Raw genomic sequence first — 21,260 nt, forward strand, 5'->3', positions numbered from 1 at the left:
AGCCCCGGCGGGAGCTCCTTCTACTCTATACAAGGTGATTCCCGCGGTTATTTGCACGGCAGGGTACTATGCCCTGCAGTACAATAACGTTAAATACGTAAAGCGTACATCCGGAAATCATGGCTTGTGAAACTACGCGCGGTCTACCAGTTCAAGATAAACCATAGGCGCAGCATCGCCACGGCGAGGTCCCAGCTTCAGGATACGAGTGTATCCGCCTGGACGCTCTGTGTAACGTGGAGCAATGTCAGAGAACAATTTTTGGATTGCATCTTGTTCACCATCTACAGTCTCACGACGAACAAATGCAGCTACTTGACGGCGAGCATGAAGATCGCCCTTTTTCGCTTTAGTGATCAGTTTCTCAGCGATGGAACGAACTTCCTTCGCTTTGGCTTCTGTTGTCTGAATACGTTCGTATAGGAACAGATCCGTTACCATATCGCGGAACAAAGCTTTACGCGCGCTGGAATCACGGCCCAATTTTTGGTATGCCATTTGTTTTCCCTCCTTCACTCAAGTCTCAAGAACTCCGGGGTCCTATTCTTCTGTACGAAGTCCCAAACCAAGTTCCTCAAGCTTCTCTTGAACCTCTTCCAAAGATTTGCGGCCCAGGTTACGAACCTTCATCATATCTTCTTCAGTTTTCGTAGTCAGCTCTTGCACGGTATTAATACCGGCACGTTTGAGGCAGTTGTAGGAACGGACAGAAAGATCAAGCTCCTCGATCGTCATCTCAAGTACTTTTTCTTTTTTGTCTTCTTCTTTTTCAACCATAATTTCGGCGTCTTTCGCTTCATCCGTAAGACCTACGAACAGAACGAGGTGCTCGTTCAAAATTTTGGCTCCAAGGCTAACGGCTTCTTCCGGTCGGATACTGCCATCTGTCCAAATTTCCAGCGTCAACTTGTCGTAGTTAGTCACTTGACCAACACGGGTATTATCAATACCGTAATTCACACGTGAAATAGGAGTGTAGATAGAGTCAACTGGAATTACACCAATTGGCTGATCGTCGCGTTTGTTCCGGTCCGCTTGGACGTAGCCGCGACCACGGCCTGCAAAAATGCGCATGTGCAGTCTCGCGCCAGGTCCCAGCGTTGCAATATGAAGATCCGGGTTCAGGATCTCAACATCGCTGTCCGCACGGATATCACCCGCGGTAACGATGCCTTCTCCTTCAGCATCAATCTCGAACACTTTCTCTTCATCCGAATGAATCTTCAGAGACAGAGCTTTAAGGTTCAGGATGATTTCCGTCACATCTTCCATTACGCCGGGAACGGTCGAGAACTCATGCAGAACGCCGTCAATTTGGACCGAAGTCACTGCGGCTCCCGGAAGGGAGGAAAGCAGGATCCGGCGAAGCGAGTTCCCCAGAGTCGTGCCATATCCACGTTCCAGCGGTTCAACTACGAATTTCCCATAGGTCCCATCATCATTGGCTTCTACGGTCTCAATCTTCGGCTTTTCGATTTCTATCACGAGTGTACCCCTCCTTCAAACGTCGCTCCTATATGAAACAGTCACCCCATCAGGTGTATCATGTAGTATGCCTAAACACCTATTATTAGCAGATGCGTCAGAATTATACCACAATCACAATTCTGATTGTACTAAACGCGGCGACGCTTCGGCGGACGGCATCCATTGTGAGGAACTGGAGTAACGTCTTTAATGAGGTTTACTTCAAGACCAGCGGCCTGAAGGGAACGGATGGCTGCTTCGCGGCCCGCGCCCGGTCCTTTAACCATAACTTCAACGGACTTCATGCCGTGTTCCATAGCTGCCTTAGCAGCTGTTTCGGCTGCCATTTGCGCTGCAAATGGAGTCGATTTACGGGAACCTTTGAATCCTTGACCGCCGGAGCTTGCCCAGGAAATTGCATTTCCGTGGGGATCCGTGATCGTAACGATAGTGTTATTGAACGTGGAACGGATATGTGCCACGCCAGACTCGATATTTTTCCGGTCGCGACGTTTCGTACGTACGACTTTTTTCGGTTTAGCCATTGTCTCTTATCACCTCTTCTTATTTCTTTTTGTTTGCTACAGTACGACGCGGGCCTTTACGGGTACGAGCATTGGTTTTGGTACGTTGACCGCGAACAGGCAATCCACGACGGTGACGAACACCGCGGTAACAGCCGATCTCAGTAAGACGCTTAATATTCAAGGAAATTTCACGACGAAGGTCACCTTCAACCTTAACCTCTTTGTCGATCGTTTCACGCAGTTTGCTGACTTCATCTTCCGTCAAATCACGGACACGTGTGTTAACGTCAATGCCTGTTTCATTAAGAATTTTCTGGGAAGTCGTTTTACCGATTCCGAAAATATAAGTCAAGGCGATCTCAACGCGCTTATCACGTGGCAAATCCACTCCAGCTATACGAGCCATTTTACGCTACACCCCCTTCTTAACCTTGTTTTTGTTTGTGTTTCGGATTTTCGCAAATTACCATAACAGTCCCTTTGCGGCGGATGACTTTGCATTTTTCGCAAATGGGCTTTACAGAAGGTCTTACCTTCATGTTAATTACCTCCTCAAAGTTTTGCGAAGCAAAACTTTTGTTGTAGTTCCCATCTATTTACGGTAAGTTATACGGCCTTTTGATAAATCATAAGGCGATAACTGCACGACCACTTTGTCTCCGGTTAGGATACGGATAAAGTGCATCCGCAATTTCCCGGACACATGGGCAAGTATTTGATGACCGTTCTCAAGCTCAACCTTAAAAGTTGCGTTAGGCAACGGTTCAATAACCGTTCCTTCTACCTCAATGACGTCTTCCTTAGCCACAGTTAGTCTCCTTTCTCATTAGCACTTTTTCCAGCGGGCTGGCCATACTTCATCACTGCAAACCGCAGCTTTCCGTTGGTGACCCGGCCGGTTTCTTCCAAACTGTCTACAATCTCACTGCTGATGAAGGGTATGAGCTCCAAATGCTGAATATTCTTCTTCTTTGGGCTGTCAAACTTACGTTTGTCCCCATCAGCAATATATACAAATCTGCTATCCACAACTGCGATAACAACGGCAGCCTCTCCGGCATCCTTGCCTTTGAGAATTCTCACGATTTGACCAACCTGCGGGCTGCTCCCAGTATTCACGTGAAGATCACCTACGCATTCAGTTTTGTGAAAATTTCCATGCCGTCCGGTGTAACTGCTACTGTATGCTCGAAGTGAGCGCACAGTGAACCGTCTACCGTAACGACCGTCCAGTTATCATCCAGCGTTCTGACATAACGTTCTCCAGCGTTAACCATCGGCTCAATGGCGAGTACCATACCCGGCTTCAGACGTGGTCCGCGGTCCGCTATGCCATAGTTCGGAATTTGCGGTTCTTCATGCAGTTCTGCCCCAATGCCATGACCAACATACTCGCGGACAACGGAGAATCCGGCGTCTTCAATGTATGACTGAATGGCATGGGAGATTGTAAACAAGCGCACATCCGGTTTGACTAACGCCAGTCCAGCGTACAGGGAGCCTTCCGTGACGTCCAGCAGACGCTGAGCCTCTTCGGAAATGCTGCCCACCCCGTATGTCCAGGCGGAATCACCGTGATAACCACGGTACTCTGCACCGATATCCAGCGTAACGATGTCGCCTTCTACCAGTTTGCGTTTCCCTGGAAATCCGTGCACCAATTGTTCGTTGACTGAAGCGCAAATGCTGGCAGGAAAACCGTTGTAGCCTTTGAAAGACGGCACAGCACCCTGACTGCGAATGTACCCATCGGCGATTCTGTCGAGCTCACCGGTAGTAATGCCTGGCTGGATAGCTTCAGCAATAAGACGGTGACTCTCGGCAACAATTCGACCAGCTTCCCTCATAAAGACAAGTTCCTGTTCGGATTTGCAAATGATCATTACATTAACCCCGCAGCATAGATACGATTTCAGAAGAAACGACATTGATTTCGTTTTCTCCGTTGACCTGACGCACAAGACCTTTATCGTCATAAAATGCAAGCAGCGGCGCTGTCTTGTTATCGTACTCATCCAGACGCTTGCCTACACTTTCTTCGTTGTCATCCGGACGCTGATACAATTCTCCGCCATCAATGTCGCAGACGCCTTCTTGCTTCGGCGGGTTGAAAATTAAATGGTAGGATGTTCCGCATACTGAGCAGATCCGGCGTCCGGTAAGACGCGCCATCAGCAGTCCGCGGTCCACATTCAAGTTGACAACGTGATCCAGTGAAGTTCCAAGCCGGCTGAGGATTTCTCCCAGCGCTTCCGCTTGCGAAAGGGTTCTTGGAAAGCCATCCAATAAAAAACCTTTTTCGCAATCGGACTGCTGCAGCCGTTCTTCGACGATTCCAATAGTCACATCATCAGGTACAAGCAACCCTTGATCAATATAAGATTTGGCCTTAAGTCCAACCGGTGTGCCTTGCTTAATAGCCAAGCGGAATGCATCACCAGTCGAAATATGAGGAATACCCAACTCTTTTACAACAACAGCGGCTTGTGTTCCCTTGCCTGCCCCAGGAGGGCCCATGAATAATATGTTCACGATTCTCTTCTCCCCCCGAAAGTTCGCCACCAAGCAAGAAACAGCACAATAGGTACCGGGAAGTTTAAAGCCTTAGGTACTTCTCCGGAACCTATCGCCTATTTATTGATGAAGCCTTTGTAATGGCGTTTGATCAATTGGCTCTCGATCTGCTTCATGGTATCCAGCGCAACACCAATTACAATCAGCAGTGCCGTACCACCAATCTGCACTTGCTTCGGTAACCCGGACAACGATCCAAATAATACTGGCAGTACAGAGATTAATGACAGGAAGAGCGCACCGGACATGGTCAGACGCGACATAACTCTAGTCAGATATTTCTCAGTAGCCTTACCTGGACGTATACCTGGAATGTATCCGCCATTCTTTTTCATATTGTCAGCCATTTGCTGCGGGTTCATCTGGACAAACGTATAGAAGAACGTGAATCCGATGATCATGACTACATACAGCAGCATGCCGAGCGGCTTGGTATGATCCAGATTGGCCGAGACCCATTTAGCCCAAGCGTGGGTGGACCAGAAGCTCGATAAAACGACCGGGAATTGAAGCAGTGAAACGGCGAAGATAACAGGAATTACACCAGCCGCATTAATTTTAAGCGGAATGTGCGTATTCTGTCCACCGTACATTTTGTTACCGACTACGCGCTTGGCATATTGTACAGGGATTTTACGGATACCTTGTTGAACAAAGATCACCCCGACAATAATCGCAACAACCACGATCAGTACAATAACGACTTTAAGAATATTCAGGAACATCTGACCCGGCTGAATGAAGCTTGATTGCGCCGTAGTGGTGATATATCCCGGAAAGGCGGCGACGATTCCCGCAAAAATCAGGATCGAAATCCCGTTTCCTATACCCTTTTCAGTGATCTGCTCACCTAACCACATCAAGAACGATGTACCCGCCGTCAATATGATCGCAATAAGCAGGTAATCCGCAAAGGTTGCATTTGGAATCATCTCAGTGCCATAAATCCGGTTAAACCCGATAGATGTGGCAAACGCTTGGATCAAACCTAGCACTACTGTGCCGTAACGCGTAATTTGCGCCAGTTGCTTTTTCCCGTGTTCCCCTTGCTTAGCCCATTCGGCAAACTTAGGGACAACATCCATCGAAAGCAATTGAACGATGATGGATGCTGTGATATACGGGTAAATGCTGATCGCAAAAATCGAGAAGTTTTTGAGCGCTCCGCCCGAGAAGGTGTTCAAAAGACCCATCAAAGCGTCTCCGCCCTGATTTGTTGATTCCAGTACTTCTTTGTTCACACCGGGAACCGGTACAAACGAACCGATGCGGTAAATGATCAGAACGAACAGGGTAAACAGGATCTTTTTGCGCAAATCTTCAACATGCCATATATTCTTAAGCGTCTTGAACATTAGATCACCTCGGTTTTACCGCCGGCAGCTTCGATTTTCTCTACCGCAGATTGAGAGAACTTATTTGCTTTGACAGTCAATTTAACAGCCAGTTCACCATTGCCGAGAATCTTGATGCCGCTCTTAGTGTTGCTGACAACACCAGTTTCAAGCAAAAGCTCAGGAGTTACTTCTGTTCCTTCTGCAAAGCTATTCAGATCTTCCAGGTTCACAATCGCGTACTCTTTACGGGTAGGATTGACGAAACCACGTTTAGGCAGACGACGATAGAGTGGGTTTTGTCCACCCTCGAAGCCTGGACGTACACCACCGCCGGAACGGGAGTTTTGACCTTTGTGTCCACGGCCCGAAGTTTTACCGTTACCGCTACTTGGTCCACGACCAACGCGGTTGCGTTCTTTCCGTGATCCAGGAGCTGGAGCAAGTTCATGTAACTTCATCGTTTGCACCTCCTTATGTTTGTTAATTTATGCGAGGCTTATTAGCCTTCAATTTCAGTAACGGACAGCAAGTGGCTCACTTTGTTGATCATCCCGCGAATTGCAGGAGTGTCGTTGTGAACCACGGACGAGTTGGTTTTGCGCAGGCCGAGCGTCTTAACAGTAACACGTTGTGTTTCTGGACGTCCAATTACACTGCGTACGAGGGTAATTTGCAATTTAGCCATTGACGTTCCCCTCCTTAACCGCGTAATTCTTCGACAGATTTGCCGCGAAGCTTCGCGACCTCTTCAATGCGCTTCAGACGGGAAAGTCCCTCTAGAGTAGCATTGACCATGTTCATGGAATTCGAAGAACCCAAAGATTTTGTCAAGATATCGCCAACGCCTGCCAATTCAAGCACCGCACGAACCGGTCCACCAGCGATAACGCCGGTACCTTCGGATGCTGGTTTCAGCAGAACGCGTCCTGCGCCGAAATGTCCAGTAACCAGGTGAGGAATCGAAGTTCCTACGATTGGAATGTGGATCAGGTTTTTCTTGGCGTCTTCAATGCCTTTACGGATGGCATCCGGAACTTCGCCGGCTTTACCGATACCAGCACCAACGTAGCCGTTGCCGTCGCCCACAACAACAAGTGCACTAAAGCTGAAACGGCGTCCGCCTTTTACAACTTTTGCAACACGGTTGATGTGTACAACTCTTTCTGTCAGTTCTAAACTGTTCGGATCTACACGCAAGTCGTTAACCTCCTTTTAGAAATATTCTAGAATTCAAGACCAGCTTCGCGAGCTGCGCTAGCCAGAGCCTGAATCCGTCCATGGTACAAGTATCCACCGCGGTCAAATACAACCACTGCATAACCCTTTTCTTTGGCGCGCTCAGCGATCAATTGACCCACTTTGCTTGCAGCTTCAACGCTGCCGCCATTTCCGATTGTAGCACTCAATTCCTTATCAAGTGTGGAGGCCGATACGATAGTAACGCCAGTCACATCATCGATCAGTTGAGCGTAGATGTGTTTCGAAGAACGGAACACATTCAAACGTGGACGCTCAGTAGTACCCTGGATCTTCTTACGAACACGCAGGTGTCTTTTGAGACGAGCCTTGTTTTTATCCTCTTTTGTAATCATGACTTCCCTTTCACTCCCTTCAGTTTGCCGTAAACAGCTTCACTTTAAGATGCACGGGGTATCTTACAATTAAGGTAGAGCTGGTTATTTCTTCTTACCAGCTTTACCTTCCTTGCGGATGATACGCTCGCCTTCATATTTGATACCTTTACCTTTGTATGGTTCAGGTTCACGTACGGAACGAATTTTGGCAGCATAAGCGCCAACGCGTTCTTTGTCAATCCCTCTAACGATGATCTTCGTGTTCGCAGGAACATCGAACTCGATACCCGCTTCCGGTGTAATTTCAACCGGGTGGGAGTAACCAACGTTCAATACGATCTTATCTCCGGATTTGCTTGCACGATATCCGACCCCAACCAGTTCCAGAGATTTCGAGAAACCTTCAGTCACACCACTCACCATGTTGTTGACAACGGAGCGGGTTGTGCCGTGAAGTGAACGATGCAATTTGTTGTCCGACGGGCGAACAACAGTGATTTCGTTATTTTCAACTGTAATCTTCATGTCTTTATGAAGCTCACGAGTCAAAGTGCCTTTAGGACCTTTTACTGTAATAACGGCGTTGTCCAAAGTGACATCTACACCGCTAGGTACTGCGATTGGTTTGCGACCAATACGAGACATGTGTTGCACCTCCTTATCTTGTGACGTTTATTACCAAATGTAGCAGACAACTTCTCCGCCGGATTTAGATTGACGAGCTTCTTTGTCGGTCATAACTCCCTTAGATGTGGAGATAATCGCGATTCCAAGACCACCGAGTACACGAGGCACTTCATTGCTCTTCGTGTATACGCGAAGACCTGGTTTACTGATTCTTTTCAGACCAGTGATAACGCGCTCCTGGCTTGGGCCGTATTTCAGGAAAATACGGATAATCCCTTGTTTGCTATCTTCAACGAATTCAGCATCACGGATGAAGCCCTCACGCTTCAAGATGTCCGCGATTTGTTTTTTCATAGTAGAAGCAGGCATTTCTACTGTCTCGTGACGCACAGTGTTGGCGTTACGAATACGAGTAAGCATATCTGCAATAGGATCAGACATAGTCATGTGTGTAAACCTCCTTCCCGTTTATAAACTTCTTACCAACTTGCTTTTTTCACGCCAGGAATCTGGCCTTTATAAGCTAATTCACGGAAACAAATTCTGCAAATTTTGAACTTTTGCAGTACCGAATGTGGACGACCGCAACGCTCGCAACGTGTGTATGCACGTACTTTGAACTTAGGCTCGCGTTGTTGTTTAACTTTCATTGAAGTCTTTGCCACTTAGACTGACACCTCCTAAACATTTTCGGAGAAATGGATGATTCTTATTTTGTGAAAGGCATTCCCAGCTGATTCAGCAGCTCACGGGATTCCTCGTCCGTCTTAGCAGTCGTTACAATAACGATGTCCATACCGCGAACCTTATCCACTTTGTCATACTCGATTTCCGGGAAGATCAATTGTTCTTTAAGACCCAGTGTGTAGTTACCACGGCCATCAAAGGCTTTGCTGGAAACACCACGGAAGTCACGAACGCGTGGAAGCGTTACGTTGATCAATTTATCCAGGAAGTAATACATACGCTCGCCGCGCAGTGTTACTTTAACCCCGATCGGCATATTCTCGCGCAGTTTGAAACCGGCGATGGATTTCTTAGCTTTAGTGATAACCGGCTTTTGACCAGAAATCAGTTGCATATCGTTAACTGCAGCGTCAAGTACTTTGGAGTTTTGAACAGCGTCACCTACACCCATGTTGATGACGATCTTCTCGATCTTAGGCACTTGCATAACTGTTGTGTAGTTAAACTTCTGCATCAAAGATGGTGTGATTTCATTCAGATAACGTTCTTTCATTCTTGCTGCCATGAAGATTTACCTCCTTTCATTAGGACTGTATTAGTCGATAATCTCTCCGGATCTTTTTGCTACCCGAACCTTCTTACCGTTATCTAGTACTTTATAGCCGATACGCGTAACTTTCCCGCTCTTCGGATCAATGTGCATTACGTTAGACACATGAATCGAAGCTTCCTGTTCGATGATTCCGCCTTGCGGATTCAACTGGTTAGGCTTCTGGTGTTTCTTCACCATGTTCACGCCTTCTACCAGGACGCGGTTTTCACGAGGATAAGCAGCGATGACACGGCCTTTTTTACCTTTGTCTTTCCCGCTGATCACAAGCACCACATCATCTTTTTTAACGTGCAGTTTATTGTTATGGGATTCCAGAACTTTTTTAACTCTAGGCATTGATTACACCTCCTATAACTGACCTTTTCAAGTACAACCGAGCATCACTCGGATTTTTAGATTACTTCCGGTGCCAAGGAAACGATCTTCATGTAGTCCTTGTCGCGAAGTTCGCGAGCAACTGGTCCGAAGATACGTGTTCCGCGCGGGCTTCTGTCGTCTTTGACAACAACAGCTGCATTTTCGTCGAATGCGATGTAAGATCCATCTTTACGGCGTACCGAACGTTTTGTACGAACAACTACCGCTCTAACAACATCACCTTTTTTGACAACGCCGCCTGGTGTTGCTTGTTTAACGGAACAAACGATCAGATCGCCGATTGCTGCTGTACGGCGTCCAGTACCACCCAGTACGCGGATACACATCAGTTCCTTCGCACCAGAGTTGTCAGCCACATGCAAACGTGTAAATGGTTGAATCATTATTATTTTCCTCCTTCCGGAAAGGGATCTGCTTCATGTCTTAGATGATTACCGCTTTTTCTACCACTTCAACCAGTCTCCACCGTTTGTCCTTCGACAATGGACGAGTTTCCATGACTTTCACGACATCACCAATTTTAGCTACATTCTCTTCATCATGTGCCTTGAATTTCTTCGTGGACTTGATGCGTTTGTGATACAGATTGTGCTTTTTATAGGTTTCAACAGCAATTACGATGGTTTTATCCATTTTGTCGCTGACTACTTTACCGATCAGCACTTTACGTGCATTACGCTCTTCGCTCATAATTAGCCTCCTTCCTGATTACGGATTATGCATCCGCCGTCACTTAACTAATCCCAAGTACTCTTTGATGGATAACGGTTTTAGCACGAGCTATTTCCTTACGCACATCACGAATCCGAGTCGGGTTATCCAGTTGGCCTGTTGCCAATTGGAAACGGAGATTGAAAAGTTCTTCCTTAAATCCGGCGATTTTCTGTTCAATCTCAGCAGTGGTTAAGTTGCGAAGTTCATTAGCTTTCATTTGCTTCACCACCCAATTCTTCACGTTTCACAAACTTAGTCTTTACAGGCAGCTTGTGAGCGGCAAGACGCATCGCTTCACGAGCGATTTCTTCCGACACGCCTCCGAGTTCGAACATAATCTTACCCGGTTTAACTACAGCTACCCACTTCTCAACGTTACCTTTACCACTACCCATACGAACCTCGAGAGGCTTCTGAGTGATTGGCTTATCCGGGAAAATCTTGATCCAAACCTGACCGCCACGTTTGATGTAACGTGTCATTGCGATACGAGCAGCTTCGATCTGACGGTTAGTGATCCAAGATGGCTCCAGTGCCTGCAAACCGAATTCGCCGAAGTTAAGTTCGGTTCCGCCTTTTGCCATACCCTTCATGTGACCGCGTTGTTGCTTGCGGTGTTTAACGCGCTTTGGTACCAACATGATTAGTTGCCTCCTTCCTGAGCAGCTTGTTTCTTAGCTGGGGGAAGAACTTCTCCACGATAAATCCATACTTTTACGCCGATACGGCCGTAAGTTGTATGTGCTTCAGCTGTTCCGTAATCGATATCAGCACGAAGCGTATGAAGTGGAACTGTTCCTTCGCTATAACCTTCTGAACGGGCAATCTCAGCGCCGCCAAGACGTCCGCCAACCTGAGTTTTAATTCCCTTTGCGCCGGAACGCATAGTTCTTTGAATCGCTTGTTTCAGAGCACGACGGAACGATACGCGACGTTCCAGCTGTTGTGCAATGCTTTCAGCAACAAGAATAGCATCCAGTTCAGGGTGTTTGATTTCATTGATGTTGATGTGTACTTTCTTACCGCCGGCGATAGTTGTAACTGCGCTGCGAAGTACTTCTACTTCTGCTCCGCCTTTACCAATTACCATACCTGGCTTGGCAGTGTGAATTGTAACGTTCACTCGGCTTGCCGCTCTTTCGATCTCGATGCGGGAAACAGAGGAATCTTTCAACTTGCCTTTAAGGTATTCCCGGATTTTGACGTCTTCCATTAAAAGAGTACCGAAATCTTTGCCTGCATACCATTTTGATTCCCAATCGCGAATAATACCGACTCGGAGTCCGACTGGATTTACCTTTTGACCCACGTGTTATCCCTCCTTATTTCTCAGATACCACCAAAGTAATGTGGCTGGTACGTTTATTGATCCGGCTTGCGCGGCCCATGGCGCGCGGACGGAAACGTTTCATTGTAGGACCCTGGTTAACGAAAACTTCGCTTACGAATAAGCTGTTAACGTCCATAGAGTAGTTATGCTCAGCGTTCGCAATCGCCGAGTTCAGTAGCTTCTCAACAACCGGAGAAGCGGACTTCGGAGTGTGGCGAAGAATTGCAATTGCTTCCCCCACTTGCTTGCCGCGAATCAAGTCAACAACCAGTTTCGCTTTACGAGCGGAAATCCGCACCGATCTTGCATGTGCTTTTGCTTCCATTGTTTTCCCTCCTCTCAAACGAAGACGTTAATTATCTTCTGGTTTTCTTATCGTCACCCGCGTGGCCTTTGTAAGTACGTGTTGGCGCGAACTCGCCCAACTTGTGACCTACCATATCTTCCGTTACGTATACAGGCACGTGTTTGCGGCCGTCATATACACCAAACGTATGTCCGATAAACTGAGGGAAAATGGTTGAGCGACGGGACCAGGTTTTTACTACGACTTTCTTGTCTGACTCGTTCAAATCCTCAACTTTTTTCAGCAGGTAGCCATCGATGAACGGCCCCTTCTTTAAACTGCGACCCATGTGTGAATCCTCCCTTCATCCGGTTCTTCAAAACCGCGAATCGACGCTTCGCGCTTAACTAACTTGCCTGAAGCGTCTTATTTTGTGCGGCGACGAACGATATATTTATCAGATGCTTTGTTTTTCTTACGCGTTTTGTAGCCGAGGGTTGGTTTGCCCCAAGGTGACATTGGCGATTTCCGTCCGATTGGAGCGCGGCCTTCACCACCACCGTGTGGGTGATCGTTAGGGTTCATGACAACACCGCGTACTTCAGGACGACGTCCGAGCCAGCGGCTGCGTCCGGCTTTACCAATCTTGATCAGTTCGTGATCTCCGTTACCTACGGCTCCGATAGTCGCACGGCAAACGCTGAGGATTCTGCGAACCTCACCCGAGTTCAAACGAACAGATACGTATTTATCTTCTTTACCCAGCAGCTGAGCTTCAGTACCTGCAGCACGAACCAATTGTCCGCCTTTGCCTGGTTTCAACTCGATGTTGTGGATAACTGTACCTACCGGGATGTTGATCAACGGAAGGCTGTTACCAATTTTGATGTCCGCAGCAGGGCCGGACTCAACTTTATCCCCAACTTTAAGGCCTTTAGGAGCGATGATATAACGTTTCTCTCCATCAGCATAGTGGATCAAAGCAATATTGGAAGTACGGTTCGGGTCATACTCGATTGTAGCAACGCTACCTGGTATGCCGTCTTTAGTCCGCTTGAAGTCGATGATACGGTATTTACGTTTGTGTCCGCCGCCATGGTGACGAACCGTAATTTTACCTTGGTTGTTGCGTCCGGCATGCTTGAACAGCGGGGACAGCAACGATTTCTCTGGCTGGTTTGTTGTAATTTCTTCAAACGTAGACACAGACATGTTGCGTCTTGCCGGAGAGGTCGGTTTGTACTTTTTGATTGGCACTATAGTTTCCTCCTTACTTTAAGAGTATTATTCTACCGCTTCAAAGAACTCAAGCGGCTTGCTGTCCGGGCTAAGCTTCACGATGGCTTTTTTCCACTCCGGAGTATAACCGGAATATTTGCCGTAACGTTTCAGTTTACCAGGTACGCGCATTGTGTTCACACTAACGACTTTTACTTTAAAAATAGCCTCGACAGCTTTTTTGATTTCGGTCTTGTTAGCACGGATATCCACTTCAAAAGCGTACTTCAGTTCGCTCATGTATTCGGATGTGCGTTCCGTAATCACTGGACGCTTGATTATATCACGAGGATCTTTCATTACGCGAACACCTCCTCTACCTTCAGAACTGCTTCTTTAGTGATGATCAGTTTGTCGTACGTCAGTACGTCAAGAACATTGATGCCGTCAGCCGCTACGAATTTCACCCCAGGGATGTTACGAGCGGAAAGTGCTACGTTGTCATCATAGCTAGGAGCTACGATCAGGGCTTTGCTGCCCACTTTAAGGTTGTTCAGAATCGCTGCGAATTCTTTCGTCTTCGGAGCATTCAGAGTCAAGCTATCCAATACGATGATGTCATTCTCAAGCACTTTTGAGGACAACGCGGATTTGATGGCCAACCGGCGAACCTTCTTAGGCAATTTCCAGGAATAGCTGCGTGGTGTTGGTCCGAAGACTACGCCGCCGCCTTTCCATTGTGGAGAACGAATGGAGCCTTGACGAGCACGACCTGTACCTTTTTGTTTCCAAGGCTTACGTCCGCCGCCACGCACTTCAGAGCGTCCTTTTACTTTATGTGTACCGCGACGAAGGGAAGCTCTTTGCATAAGTGCAGCTTCATGCAGCACATGTACGTTCGGTTCAATACCGAAAACTGAATCACTCAGTTCAACTTCGCCAACTTCGTTACCACTAGTATTGAAAAGTGTTACTTTTGGCATTTCATGTTCCTCCTTTCTTCAGTAATTATTTCTTAACGGTTTGTTTAACTTTCACGAAGCTGTTCTTAGGACCTGGAATAGCGCCTTTAACCAGCAGTACATTACGTTCTACGTCAACCCGGATGATTTCAAGCTTTTGAACCGTTACGGTCGTGTGACCCATATGTCCTGGCAGGCGTTTGCCCTTAGGAACACGGTTAGCCTGGATGGAACCCATCGAGCCCGGTCTTCTGTGGTAACGCGATCCGTGTGCCATTGGTCCGCGGCTTTGTCCCCAGCGTTTGATGTTACCCTGGAAGCCTTTACCCTTCGAAGTACCTGTTACGTCAACAAACTCGCCTTCAGCGAAGATGTCAGCCTTAAGCTCTTGTCCAACCTCGAGTGACCCGAGGTCAACACCGCGAATTTCGCGAACGTAGCGCTTAGGTGTTGCATTTGCCTTTTTGGCGTGACCCTGTTCAGGCTTGTTGGAGCGACTTTCCTTTTTATCGGAAAAGCCCAACTGCACTGCTTCATATCCGTCGATATTCAGGTCTTTCTTTTGCAGTACCACACAAGGTCCAGCTTCGATAACAGAAACCGCGATTACGTTACCTTCTGGAGTAAACACTTGAGTCATACCGAGTTTTTTTCCTAAGATACCTTTCAATGTTGACACCTCTTTTCTTTTCCTGATTACTTAATGAATTACAATTTGATTTCGATATCTACACCGGACGGTAGATCCAAGCGCATCAAGGCATCCACAGTTTGTGGTGTTGGGTTCACAATATCGATCAAACGTTTGTGAGTCCGTTGCTCAAACTGTTCACGGGAATCCTTGTACTTGTGTACCGCACGGAGAATGGTAATGATTTGCTTCTCAGTTGGCAGCGGAATCGGCCCGGATACACCAGCACCCGAACGTTTTGCTGTTTCAACGATTTTCTCTGCGGATTGATCAAGAATTCTGTGGTCGTATGCTTTCAAGCGAATACGAATTTTTTGCTTTGCCATTTTAGTCCCTCCTTCTATCGCCCAATTTATTATCGGACATACTCCGTGAAAATTTTCTGACGTCGACCTCATGGCAAAGGGGCCGGGTGTGTCAGTAACCTCTCACATCATCGCAACGTCTCAGAACAACATTTATTATTATATCTAATAGGCGGCTATATTGCAAGAGCCTTTGCAAAACAAATCACCTTTTCCAGAAAAAAAGTTTAAAAATACACGGTTTTATCTGAAAATTGTTAATGACTGATTTCAGCGAGCTGAATTAGAGTATCCATCTCCAAAATATTCACGGTTCTTTTATGCATAGCGATGATCTTCAGCGCTTCCAGCTTGTTCAGCTTACGGCTTAGGGTCTCGGCAGTAGTGCCGATCATCGCTGCCACTTCTTTTTGCGCCGATGGGAGATCCACGGAATGTCTTAAAGCTTGCATTGTCAGAGCTGATTCTGGTAGATTCCTCGTGTACAAGTAGACTAGAAGCCGGGCTAACCGTTTTTCCACTTCAAACATATGCAGTGCCCCTGCTGTTTCTTCCGCCAGATGCAGCTGCTCACTAACAGACATCAGAAAGCTAAACGCCAGGCCCGCATTCTGCTCCAGCAGGGGAATGAAATCCTTCCGGTGCATCCGGCAGACCACTCCACTCTCAATAATCTCCGCCGTTACATCATTATTTTTATTGTGAAGCAAGGCAAACTGACCGAAATAATCCCCCGGGAAAAGAAAACGGACAATATGCTGCTTCCCTTCTTTACTGTTCTTCGTTAATTTGATAAGCCCGCTCTTCACCACAAACAAGGCTTCAGACGGCTCCCCTTCTCGGCAAACTTGGCTACCCTTTTTATATGAATGGGATTCTGTGATTGATTCTATGATAACCAATTCTTTATCGGACAAACTCCTGAATACCGGAACCTGGCGCACACAGGCATGAGAACTGCACGTATTGCATTCCATACATCATTCCTCCTCTACTGTCGCTTATCCCACCATATCAATGATCGAAGCGCTGCCGGGTGACTGGACGCACAAATTTTCATAAAACTTGATCTATATCAAGGATTAACGCGCCGGCTGTCTATACAATAGGTTCATAGAGAGCAAAGGAGTTGATGGGCTTGCAGCAATACACTTTTGAGGACATGCGCCAGATGAATAGAACAACTCTGGGCAATATGGTACCCCTTGAACTATTCCGGACCATCCGTCTAATTGGAATGAACCAGGGATTGCCGTTAGGCGGAAAGGGAACGACTGTGACCATTGGCAGAAAGATCGGCGAGAGCCTGCCTGTCCAGTCCGTGGAAGAGCTGCTGCAGATCTTTGAGGAGCTCAAAATCGGGATTCCCCGAATTGTTCATTCCGATGAGCGCAAAATTAATATCGCTGTTGACGATTGCTTCTGCAAAGGACTACCTTCCCTTGAAGATGAAAGAATGGTCTGTGATCTGGAGGGAGCTATCATTGAAGGTGCTCTGTGCCGAATTCTCGGCCGCAAGGTTTCAGTGAAAGAGATCAAATGTAATGTCACCGGTCATGAGCACTGCGAGTACGAAGTCAAGCTTTAAATAATACTAATATAATGAAAGCAGGGATTTATAATGGAAAAGAAAACACTAGCTGAGGCCGTACAGTATCAAGAGGAACGCTTTACCAAAAAGATCATTTTCCAAAAAGGCGATAGCGTAGTATTTGTGCTTAATTTCATGCCTGGGCAAAAGCTGCCCGTTCACAAGCACCCCGGAGCAGATGTCTATATCCTCGCCTTACACGGTGACGGTACCATTCATGTTAATGAGGAAGAGTTCTCCTTCATCCAAGGAGAGACCATCTACATTGCCGGTGACGAGTCATTCGCTTATACGAATAATAGTTCATCGCCGTCCAGCCTGCATGTGGTTTTATCCAAGTTGCCAAGTGCGGACTATGCGAAGGAAATCTAATTCTCAATCTTATCTATAAAATAAAACAGGCCCCCTTCAAATGAAGGGGGCCTGACTTATATTCAGTCTATCCTAACGGATAGAGCCTGAATTATTTCTGGATGGAAGCTACGGAACCGGCACCAACTGTACGTCCGCCTTCGCGAATGGAGAATTTAGTACCTTCTTCAATAGCGATTGGGGAGATCAGCTGAACAGTTACAGTGATGTTGTCACCAGGCATAACCATTTCAGTACCTTCTGGCAGGTTGATGATGCCAGTTACGTCAGTTGTACGGAAGTAGAACTGTGGACGGTAACCAGTGAAGAATGGTTTGTGACGTCCGCCTTCTTCTTTAGTCAGAACGTAGATCTGAGCAGTGAACTCAGTGTGTGGCTTAACGGAGTTCGGCTTAGCCAATACTTGGCCACGCTCGATGTTGTTACGGTCAACACCACGCAAGAGTGCGCCGATGTTGTCGCCAGCTTGAGCGGAATCAAGCAATTTGCGGAACATTTCCACGCCAGTAACTACAGACTTCTTAGTTTCTTCGTGAATACCAACGATTTCGATTTCTTCTCCGACTTTAACTGTTCCGCGTTCTACGCGACCAGTTGCCACAGTACCGCGGCCAGTGATGGAGAATACATCTTCGACAGGCATCAAGAAAGGCTTGTCAGTCTGACGTTCTGGAAGCGGGATGTATGTGTCGATCGTTTCGAACATTTCAACGATCTTCTGTGCATACTCGCCATCAGGGTTCTGCAGAGCTTCACGAGCAGATCCACGAACGATTGGAGTGTCATCGCCTGGGAAGTCGTATTCGCTAAGCAGATCGCGAACTTCCATTTCAACCAATTCAAGCAACTCTTCGTCCTCAACCATGTCGCATTTGTTCAGGAATACAACGATGTAAGGAACGCCTACTTGACGGGACAGCAGGATGTGTTCACGAGTCTGTGGCATAGGGCCGTCAGCTGCGGATACAACCAGGATCGCTCCGTCCATTTGCGCTGCGCCAGTGATCATGTTTTTAACATAGTCGGCGTGTCCAGGGCAGTCTACGTGAGCGTAGTGACGGTTAGGAGTTTCATATTCAACGTGAGCGGTGGAGATAGTGATACCGCGTTCGCGTTCTTCAGGAGCCTTATCAATTTGGTCGAATGCTACAGCAGCACCACCGTATTTTTTGGACAATACAGTTGTGATTGCAGCAGTCAGAGTTGTTTTACCATGGTCGACGTGACCAATAGTACCGATGTTAACGTGCGGTTTGTTACGTTCAAACTTTGCCTTTGCCATTTGAACAGTTCCTCCTTATTGTGGGGTCCATATATTTGAGCCGTCCGCCTATTAGCAGTTCTAAGGTGACTTAAGTGTTATACCCGGACGGCAAGTTAAAAATTAAGCTTATTCTCCGCCTTTGTTCTTGGCTACGATTTCTTCAGCAATGGATTTAGGTACTTCTTCATAGTGAGAAAGCTCCATTGAGAATACGCCGCGTCCTTGAGTACCGGAACGGAGTGTTGTGGAGTATCCGAACATTTCGGACAAAGGCACCTTCGCACGGATAATTTGCGCTCCACCACGGGAATCCATACCTTCGATTCTACCGCGACGGGAGTTCAGCATACCCATTACATCGCCCATGTATTCCTCAGGAACAGTTACTTCCACTTTCATGATTGGCTCAAGCAATGCAGGTTGACATTTTTCTTTTGCAGCTTTAAGCGCCATCGAACCGGCAATTTTGAACGCCATTTCGTTGGAGTCAACATCATGGTAAGAACCATCTACGATGGTAGCTTTAACGTCAACAAGCGGGAAGCCTGCAATAACGCCGTTCTTCATTTGCTCTTCAATACCGGCAAGTGCAGGAGCGATGTATTCTCTTGGAACCGAGCCACCGACAACTTTACTTTCGAATTGGCTGCCAGTACCTGGCTCGAGGGGTTCAAACTCAACCCATACGTGACCGTACTGACCGCGACCGCCGGATTGGCGAACAAACTTGCCTTCTACGCGGGCAGATGCCTTGAACGTTTCGCGGTAGGCAACCTGTGGTTTACCCACATTGGTTTCTACTTTGAATTCACGACGCATACGGTCGATGATGATGTCCAAGTGAAGCTCACCCATACCTGCCAGGATGGTTTGGCCTGTTTCTTCATCAGTGTGAGCACGAAGAGTAGGATCCTCTTCAGTCAACTTTCCGAGAGCAACACCCAGTTTATCTTGGTCAGCTTTGGTTTTTGGCTCGACTGCGATTTCGATAACCGGATCTGGAAAGTTCATGGATTCCAGAATGATCGGATGCTTCTCGTCGCAGAGTGTATCGCCTGTGCTAGTGTCCTTCAGACCAACGGCTGCCGCGATATCACCAGCGTAAACGATGGAGATTTCTTGACGGCTGTTCGCATGCATCTGCAGGATACGCCCAATACGCTCACGTTTGCCCTTAGTAGCATTAATTACATAAGAACCTGATTCCAGGATACCGGAGTATACACGGAAGAACGTGAGTTTACCAACATAAGGGTCTGTCATGATCTTAAATGCCAAGGCACCGAATGGCTCTTCATCCGAAGGATGACGTTCCGCTTCTGTTCCATCCTCCAGATGACCCGTAATAGCCGGTACATCCAAAGGTGATGGCAAGTAATCAACAACAGCATCCAGCATAAGCTGAATCCCTTTGTTACGGTAAGAAGAGCCGCAAATTACTGGGAAAATTTTAACTTCAACTACGCCTTTGCGCAGAGCAGCTTTGATTTCCGGAATAGTAATTTCTTCGCCTTCCAGGTACTTCATAGTCAGATCTTCATCAAGTTCAGCAACTTTCTCGATCAGCTCGAGACGCAGTTCCTCAACCTTTGCCAAATATTCTTCCGGAATATCCGTAACTTCAATATTTTGGCCCAAATCATCTCTGAACATATGTGCTTTTTGCTCAACGAGGTCGATGATACCTGCGAAATCATTTTCTGCACCGATTGGCAGTTGAATAGCAACTGCATTGGCTTGAAGACGATCACGCATCGTTTCGATAACGTTAAGGAAATCCGCACCGATAATGTCCATTTTGTTCACATATGCGATCCGTGGAACGTTGTAACGGTCAGCCTGTCTCCATACGGTTTCGGACTGAGGTTCTACGCCCTCTTTCGCACTAAATACACCAACTGCCCCATCCAATACACGCAGGGAACGTTCAACTTCAACGGTGAAGTCAACGTGTCCTGGGGTATCAATGATATTGATGCGGTGACCCTTCCATGCAGCAGTTGTAGCAGCGGAAGTAATCGTGATTCCGCGCTCCTGTTCTTGTTCCATCCAGTCCATTGTAGCAGCACCCTCGTGAACTTCACCGATTTTGTGCGTACGGCCTGTGTAGAATAGAATCCGCTCAGTGGTAGTAGTCTTACCAGCATCAATATGCGCCATGATCCCGATATTACGTGTATTTTTTAAGGAGAACTCTCTTGCCATGAAATGGATCTCCTTTCAAAATAGAAGTTATTTGAACGACTGCAATCCTACCAGCGGTAGTGAGCAAACGCTTTGTTCGCTTCAGCCATCTTGTGTGTGTCTTCACGTTTCTTAACGGAAGCGCCTGTGTTGTTGGAAGCATCAATAATCTCAGCCGCCAAACGTTCTTCCATAGTCTTCTCACCGCGGTTGCGTGAGTAGTTTACAAGCCAACGTAATCCCAAAGCAGTACGTCTTTCAGGTTTAACCTCAATAGGTACTTGGTAGTTAGCACCGCCGACACGACGAGCTTTAACTTCCAATACAGGCATGATATTCTTGATGGCAGCTTCGAAAACTTCCATCGGCTCTTTACCTGTACGTTCTTGAATCAACTTGAACGAATTGTACAAAATGCTTTGAGCGACACCTCTTTTACCACCCAGCATAATACGGTTGATCAAACGAGTAACCAACTTGCTATTATACAATGGATCTGGCAATACATCTCTTTTAGTAACTGGACCTTTGCGTGGCATGGATATCCCCCTTTCTTATA

Annotated in this window: 37 protein-coding genes; 2 read left to right on the forward strand and 35 right to left on the reverse strand. The window is 47.1% G+C overall.

What is annotated here, in order from left to right:
* Positions 1 to 132 precede the first annotated feature (132 nt).
* The 32 genes from rplQ to NYE26_RS27635 form a co-directional block, all read right to left on the reverse strand.
* Entirely contained in the window at positions 133 to 498 is a 366-nt protein-coding gene (gene rplQ / locus NYE26_RS27480) for a 50S ribosomal protein L17 (RefSeq protein ID WP_019908254.1), read from the reverse strand.
* Positions 499 to 540: 42 nt separating this feature from the next.
* Complete coding sequence (locus NYE26_RS27485; protein ID WP_036692422.1) at positions 541 to 1,485, reverse strand: DNA-directed RNA polymerase subunit alpha; 945 nt, start codon at positions 1,483 to 1,485, stop codon at positions 541 to 543.
* 131 nt (positions 1,486 to 1,616) lie between these two features.
* Positions 1,617 to 2,012, reverse strand: coding sequence for a 30S ribosomal protein S11 (gene rpsK / locus NYE26_RS27490; protein ID WP_020427052.1), 396 nt, complete (start codon positions 2,010 to 2,012; stop codon positions 1,617 to 1,619).
* A 19-nt stretch (positions 2,013 to 2,031) separates the two neighbouring features.
* Positions 2,032 to 2,400 (reverse strand): 30S ribosomal protein S13, encoded by a 369-nt coding sequence (gene rpsM, locus NYE26_RS27495; RefSeq protein WP_036721817.1) that lies wholly within the window; start codon positions 2,398 to 2,400, stop codon positions 2,032 to 2,034.
* A gap of 19 nt (positions 2,401 to 2,419) precedes the next feature.
* Positions 2,420 to 2,533 carry a 50S ribosomal protein L36 gene (rpmJ, locus tag NYE26_RS27500; protein ID WP_003322638.1) on the reverse strand — a complete coding sequence of 38 codons (114 nt, stop codon included), beginning with the start codon at positions 2,531 to 2,533 and terminating at the stop codon, positions 2,420 to 2,422.
* 53 nt (positions 2,534 to 2,586) lie between these two features.
* Entirely contained in the window at positions 2,587 to 2,802 is a 216-nt protein-coding gene (infA, locus tag NYE26_RS27505) for a translation initiation factor IF-1 (RefSeq protein WP_018753971.1), read from the reverse strand.
* 2 nt (positions 2,803 to 2,804) lie between these two features.
* Complete coding sequence (locus tag NYE26_RS27510; protein WP_036721819.1) at positions 2,805 to 3,113, reverse strand: KOW domain-containing RNA-binding protein; 309 nt, start codon at positions 3,111 to 3,113, stop codon at positions 2,805 to 2,807.
* An 11-nt stretch (positions 3,114 to 3,124) separates the two neighbouring features.
* Positions 3,125 to 3,877, reverse strand: coding sequence for a type I methionyl aminopeptidase (map, locus tag NYE26_RS27515; RefSeq protein ID WP_036721822.1), 753 nt, complete (start codon positions 3,875 to 3,877; stop codon positions 3,125 to 3,127).
* 4 nt (positions 3,878 to 3,881) lie between these two features.
* The gene (locus NYE26_RS27520) at positions 3,882 to 4,526 is read right to left on the reverse strand and encodes an adenylate kinase (protein WP_036721823.1); all 645 of its coding nucleotides are present in this window, start codon (positions 4,524 to 4,526) and stop codon (positions 3,882 to 3,884) included.
* 98 nt (positions 4,527 to 4,624) lie between these two features.
* Entirely contained in the window at positions 4,625 to 5,923 is a 1,299-nt protein-coding gene (gene secY, locus NYE26_RS27525) for a preprotein translocase subunit SecY (RefSeq protein ID WP_036721825.1), read from the reverse strand.
* On the reverse strand, positions 5,923 to 6,363 hold the full coding sequence (rplO, locus tag NYE26_RS27530; protein WP_036692409.1) for a 50S ribosomal protein L15: 441 nt from the start codon (positions 6,361 to 6,363) through the stop codon (positions 5,923 to 5,925). The genes secY and rplO overlap by 1 nt, the downstream gene beginning before the upstream one ends.
* Positions 6,364 to 6,404: 41 nt before the next feature.
* Positions 6,405 to 6,590 carry a 50S ribosomal protein L30 gene (gene rpmD, locus NYE26_RS27535; RefSeq protein WP_019908243.1) on the reverse strand — a complete coding sequence of 62 codons (186 nt, stop codon included), beginning with the start codon at positions 6,588 to 6,590 and terminating at the stop codon, positions 6,405 to 6,407.
* 14 nt (positions 6,591 to 6,604) lie between these two features.
* The gene (gene rpsE / locus NYE26_RS27540) at positions 6,605 to 7,102 is read right to left on the reverse strand and encodes a 30S ribosomal protein S5 (RefSeq protein ID WP_036652980.1); all 498 of its coding nucleotides are present in this window, start codon (positions 7,100 to 7,102) and stop codon (positions 6,605 to 6,607) included.
* Positions 7,103 to 7,128: 26 nt separating this feature from the next.
* Positions 7,129 to 7,497 carry a 50S ribosomal protein L18 gene (rplR, locus tag NYE26_RS27545; protein WP_036692407.1) on the reverse strand — a complete coding sequence of 123 codons (369 nt, stop codon included), beginning with the start codon at positions 7,495 to 7,497 and terminating at the stop codon, positions 7,129 to 7,131.
* 84 nt (positions 7,498 to 7,581) lie between these two features.
* Positions 7,582 to 8,124: a 50S ribosomal protein L6 gene (gene rplF, locus NYE26_RS27550; RefSeq protein WP_036721827.1), complete on the reverse strand. Its 543-nt coding sequence runs from the start codon at positions 8,122 to 8,124 to the stop codon at positions 7,582 to 7,584.
* Between the two features lie 30 nt (positions 8,125 to 8,154).
* Positions 8,155 to 8,553, reverse strand: coding sequence for a 30S ribosomal protein S8 (rpsH, locus tag NYE26_RS27555; protein WP_036692403.1), 399 nt, complete (start codon positions 8,551 to 8,553; stop codon positions 8,155 to 8,157).
* Positions 8,554 to 8,585: 32 nt separating this feature from the next.
* Positions 8,586 to 8,771 (reverse strand): type Z 30S ribosomal protein S14, encoded by a 186-nt coding sequence (locus NYE26_RS27560; RefSeq protein ID WP_036589425.1) that lies wholly within the window; start codon positions 8,769 to 8,771, stop codon positions 8,586 to 8,588.
* Between the two features lie 44 nt (positions 8,772 to 8,815).
* Positions 8,816 to 9,358 carry a 50S ribosomal protein L5 gene (gene rplE / locus NYE26_RS27565; protein WP_209878863.1) on the reverse strand — a complete coding sequence of 181 codons (543 nt, stop codon included), beginning with the start codon at positions 9,356 to 9,358 and terminating at the stop codon, positions 8,816 to 8,818.
* A gap of 30 nt (positions 9,359 to 9,388) precedes the next feature.
* Entirely contained in the window at positions 9,389 to 9,742 is a 354-nt protein-coding gene (gene rplX, locus NYE26_RS27570; RefSeq protein ID WP_019908235.1) for a 50S ribosomal protein L24, read from the reverse strand.
* Between the two features lie 56 nt (positions 9,743 to 9,798).
* Positions 9,799 to 10,167 (reverse strand): 50S ribosomal protein L14, encoded by a 369-nt coding sequence (gene rplN / locus NYE26_RS27575; RefSeq protein WP_036680556.1) that lies wholly within the window; start codon positions 10,165 to 10,167, stop codon positions 9,799 to 9,801.
* A gap of 40 nt (positions 10,168 to 10,207) precedes the next feature.
* Complete coding sequence (rpsQ, locus tag NYE26_RS27580) at positions 10,208 to 10,474, reverse strand: 30S ribosomal protein S17 (protein ID WP_036692400.1); 267 nt, start codon at positions 10,472 to 10,474, stop codon at positions 10,208 to 10,210.
* A 43-nt stretch (positions 10,475 to 10,517) separates the two neighbouring features.
* Entirely contained in the window at positions 10,518 to 10,715 is a 198-nt protein-coding gene (rpmC, locus tag NYE26_RS27585; protein ID WP_019908232.1) for a 50S ribosomal protein L29, read from the reverse strand.
* On the reverse strand, positions 10,705 to 11,139 hold the full coding sequence (gene rplP, locus NYE26_RS27590) for a 50S ribosomal protein L16 (protein ID WP_020427064.1): 435 nt from the start codon (positions 11,137 to 11,139) through the stop codon (positions 10,705 to 10,707). The genes rpmC and rplP overlap by 11 nt, the downstream gene beginning before the upstream one ends.
* 2 nt (positions 11,140 to 11,141) lie before the next feature.
* Positions 11,142 to 11,807, reverse strand: a complete 666-nt coding sequence (rpsC, locus tag NYE26_RS27595) for a 30S ribosomal protein S3 (protein WP_036721832.1) — start codon at positions 11,805 to 11,807, stop codon at positions 11,142 to 11,144.
* A 13-nt stretch (positions 11,808 to 11,820) separates the two neighbouring features.
* On the reverse strand, positions 11,821 to 12,153 hold the full coding sequence (gene rplV / locus NYE26_RS27600; RefSeq protein WP_019908228.1) for a 50S ribosomal protein L22: 333 nt from the start codon (positions 12,151 to 12,153) through the stop codon (positions 11,821 to 11,823).
* A gap of 31 nt (positions 12,154 to 12,184) precedes the next feature.
* Entirely contained in the window at positions 12,185 to 12,463 is a 279-nt protein-coding gene (rpsS, locus tag NYE26_RS27605) for a 30S ribosomal protein S19 (protein WP_036721834.1), read from the reverse strand.
* Positions 12,464 to 12,540: 77 nt separating this feature from the next.
* On the reverse strand, positions 12,541 to 13,371 hold the full coding sequence (rplB, locus tag NYE26_RS27610) for a 50S ribosomal protein L2 (protein ID WP_036692392.1): 831 nt from the start codon (positions 13,369 to 13,371) through the stop codon (positions 12,541 to 12,543).
* Between the two features lie 27 nt (positions 13,372 to 13,398).
* Positions 13,399 to 13,692, reverse strand: a complete 294-nt coding sequence (gene rplW / locus NYE26_RS27615) for a 50S ribosomal protein L23 (protein ID WP_019908225.1) — start codon at positions 13,690 to 13,692, stop codon at positions 13,399 to 13,401.
* The gene (rplD, locus tag NYE26_RS27620) at positions 13,692 to 14,315 is read right to left on the reverse strand and encodes a 50S ribosomal protein L4 (RefSeq protein ID WP_036721837.1); all 624 of its coding nucleotides are present in this window, start codon (positions 14,313 to 14,315) and stop codon (positions 13,692 to 13,694) included. The genes rplW and rplD overlap by 1 nt, the downstream gene beginning before the upstream one ends.
* A gap of 25 nt (positions 14,316 to 14,340) precedes the next feature.
* The gene (rplC, locus tag NYE26_RS27625; protein WP_036721840.1) at positions 14,341 to 14,964 is read right to left on the reverse strand and encodes a 50S ribosomal protein L3; all 624 of its coding nucleotides are present in this window, start codon (positions 14,962 to 14,964) and stop codon (positions 14,341 to 14,343) included.
* A 38-nt stretch (positions 14,965 to 15,002) separates the two neighbouring features.
* Complete coding sequence (gene rpsJ, locus NYE26_RS27630) at positions 15,003 to 15,311, reverse strand: 30S ribosomal protein S10 (RefSeq protein WP_017692074.1); 309 nt, start codon at positions 15,309 to 15,311, stop codon at positions 15,003 to 15,005.
* A 236-nt stretch (positions 15,312 to 15,547) separates the two neighbouring features.
* Positions 15,548 to 16,267, reverse strand: coding sequence for a Crp/Fnr family transcriptional regulator (locus NYE26_RS27635; protein WP_339251608.1), 720 nt, complete (start codon positions 16,265 to 16,267; stop codon positions 15,548 to 15,550).
* A 194-nt stretch (positions 16,268 to 16,461) separates the two neighbouring features.
* On the opposite strand from NYE26_RS27635, the gene NYE26_RS27640 reads away from it, so the two are divergent.
* Together NYE26_RS27640 and NYE26_RS27645 are read left to right on the forward strand one after the other, a co-directional pair.
* Positions 16,462 to 16,878, forward strand: a complete 417-nt coding sequence (locus NYE26_RS27640) for a V4R domain-containing protein (protein WP_245368609.1) — start codon at positions 16,462 to 16,464, stop codon at positions 16,876 to 16,878.
* Positions 16,879 to 16,911: 33 nt separating this feature from the next.
* The gene (locus NYE26_RS27645; RefSeq protein WP_036721849.1) at positions 16,912 to 17,253 is read left to right on the forward strand and encodes a cupin domain-containing protein; all 342 of its coding nucleotides are present in this window, start codon (positions 16,912 to 16,914) and stop codon (positions 17,251 to 17,253) included.
* Between the two features lie 91 nt (positions 17,254 to 17,344).
* Here NYE26_RS27645 and tuf read toward each other — a convergent pair whose 3' ends face one another.
* The 3 genes from tuf to rpsG form a co-directional block, all read right to left on the reverse strand.
* Entirely contained in the window at positions 17,345 to 18,535 is a 1,191-nt protein-coding gene (gene tuf, locus NYE26_RS27650; RefSeq protein ID WP_036721850.1) for an elongation factor Tu, read from the reverse strand.
* 108 nt (positions 18,536 to 18,643) lie between these two features.
* The gene (gene fusA / locus NYE26_RS27655; protein ID WP_036721851.1) at positions 18,644 to 20,722 is read right to left on the reverse strand and encodes an elongation factor G; all 2,079 of its coding nucleotides are present in this window, start codon (positions 20,720 to 20,722) and stop codon (positions 18,644 to 18,646) included.
* Between the two features lie 47 nt (positions 20,723 to 20,769).
* On the reverse strand, positions 20,770 to 21,240 hold the full coding sequence (gene rpsG / locus NYE26_RS27660; protein ID WP_020427074.1) for a 30S ribosomal protein S7: 471 nt from the start codon (positions 21,238 to 21,240) through the stop codon (positions 20,770 to 20,772).
* Positions 21,241 to 21,260: the final 20 nt, after the last annotated feature.

It is taken from the genome of Paenibacillus sp. FSL P2-0136 (assembly GCF_037975325.1).
Lineage (GTDB): Bacteria > Bacillota > Bacilli > Paenibacillales > Paenibacillaceae > Paenibacillus_AQ > Paenibacillus_AQ silagei.

Excerpts from the sequence above, each read along its gene's own strand:
- rplQ (WP_019908254.1), bottom strand. The coding sequence starts at position 498 with ATGGCATACCAAAAATTGGGCCGTGATTCCAGCGCGCGTAAAGCTTTG.
- rpsK (WP_020427052.1), bottom strand. The coding sequence starts at position 2,012 with ATGGCTAAACCGAAAAAAGTCGTACGTACGAAACGTCGCGACCGGAAA.
- rpsM (WP_036721817.1), bottom strand. The coding sequence starts at position 2,400 with ATGGCTCGTATAGCTGGAGTGGATTTGCCACGTGATAAGCGCGTTGAG.
- rpmJ (WP_003322638.1), bottom strand. The coding sequence starts at position 2,533 with ATGAAGGTAAGACCTTCTGTAAAGCCCATTTGCGAAAAATGCAAAGTC.
- map (WP_036721822.1), bottom strand. The coding sequence starts at position 3,877 with ATGATCATTTGCAAATCCGAACAGGAACTTGTCTTTATGAGGGAAGCT.
- secY (WP_036721825.1), bottom strand. The coding sequence starts at position 5,923 with ATGTTCAAGACGCTTAAGAATATATGGCATGTTGAAGATTTGCGCAAA.
- rplO (WP_036692409.1), bottom strand. The coding sequence starts at position 6,363 with ATGAAGTTACATGAACTTGCTCCAGCTCCTGGATCACGGAAAGAACGC.
- rpmD (WP_019908243.1), bottom strand. The coding sequence starts at position 6,590 with ATGGCTAAATTGCAAATTACCCTCGTACGCAGTGTAATTGGACGTCCA.
- rplR (WP_036692407.1), bottom strand. The coding sequence starts at position 7,497 with ATGATTACAAAAGAGGATAAAAACAAGGCTCGTCTCAAAAGACACCTG.
- rplF (WP_036721827.1), bottom strand. The coding sequence starts at position 8,124 with ATGTCTCGTATTGGTCGCAAACCAATCGCAGTACCTAGCGGTGTAGAT.
- rpsH (WP_036692403.1), bottom strand. The coding sequence starts at position 8,553 with ATGACTATGTCTGATCCTATTGCAGATATGCTTACTCGTATTCGTAAC.
- rplE (WP_209878863.1), bottom strand. The coding sequence starts at position 9,358 with ATGGCAGCAAGAATGAAAGAACGTTATCTGAATGAAATCACACCATCT.
- rplX (WP_019908235.1), bottom strand. The coding sequence starts at position 9,742 with ATGCCTAGAGTTAAAAAAGTTCTGGAATCCCATAACAATAAACTGCAC.
- rplN (WP_036680556.1), bottom strand. The coding sequence starts at position 10,167 with ATGATTCAACCATTTACACGTTTGCATGTGGCTGACAACTCTGGTGCG.
- rpsQ (WP_036692400.1), bottom strand. The coding sequence starts at position 10,474 with ATGAGCGAAGAGCGTAATGCACGTAAAGTGCTGATCGGTAAAGTAGTC.
- rpmC (WP_019908232.1), bottom strand. The coding sequence starts at position 10,715 with ATGAAAGCTAATGAACTTCGCAACTTAACCACTGCTGAGATTGAACAG.
- rplP (WP_020427064.1), bottom strand. The coding sequence starts at position 11,139 with ATGTTGGTACCAAAGCGCGTTAAACACCGCAAGCAACAACGCGGTCAC.
- rplV (WP_019908228.1), bottom strand. The coding sequence starts at position 12,153 with ATGGAAGCAAAAGCACATGCAAGATCGGTGCGGATTTCCGCTCGTAAA.
- rpsS (WP_036721834.1), bottom strand. The coding sequence starts at position 12,463 with ATGGGTCGCAGTTTAAAGAAGGGGCCGTTCATCGATGGCTACCTGCTG.
- rplW (WP_019908225.1), bottom strand. The coding sequence starts at position 13,692 with ATGAAAGATCCTCGTGATATAATCAAGCGTCCAGTGATTACGGAACGC.
- rplD (WP_036721837.1), bottom strand. The coding sequence starts at position 14,315 with ATGCCAAAAGTAACACTTTTCAATACTAGTGGTAACGAAGTTGGCGAA.
- rpsJ (WP_017692074.1), bottom strand. The coding sequence starts at position 15,311 with ATGGCAAAGCAAAAAATTCGTATTCGCTTGAAAGCATACGACCACAGA.
- NYE26_RS27635 (WP_339251608.1), bottom strand. The coding sequence starts at position 16,267 with ATGGAATGCAATACGTGCAGTTCTCATGCCTGTGTGCGCCAGGTTCCG.
- NYE26_RS27640 (WP_245368609.1), top strand. The coding sequence starts at position 16,462 with ATGAATAGAACAACTCTGGGCAATATGGTACCCCTTGAACTATTCCGG.
- NYE26_RS27645 (WP_036721849.1), top strand. The coding sequence starts at position 16,912 with ATGGAAAAGAAAACACTAGCTGAGGCCGTACAGTATCAAGAGGAACGC.
- tuf (WP_036721850.1), bottom strand. The coding sequence starts at position 18,535 with ATGGCAAAGGCAAAGTTTGAACGTAACAAACCGCACGTTAACATCGGT.
- fusA (WP_036721851.1), bottom strand. The coding sequence starts at position 20,722 with ATGGCAAGAGAGTTCTCCTTAAAAAATACACGTAATATCGGGATCATG.
- rpsG (WP_020427074.1), bottom strand. The coding sequence starts at position 21,240 with ATGCCACGCAAAGGTCCAGTTACTAAAAGAGATGTATTGCCAGATCCA.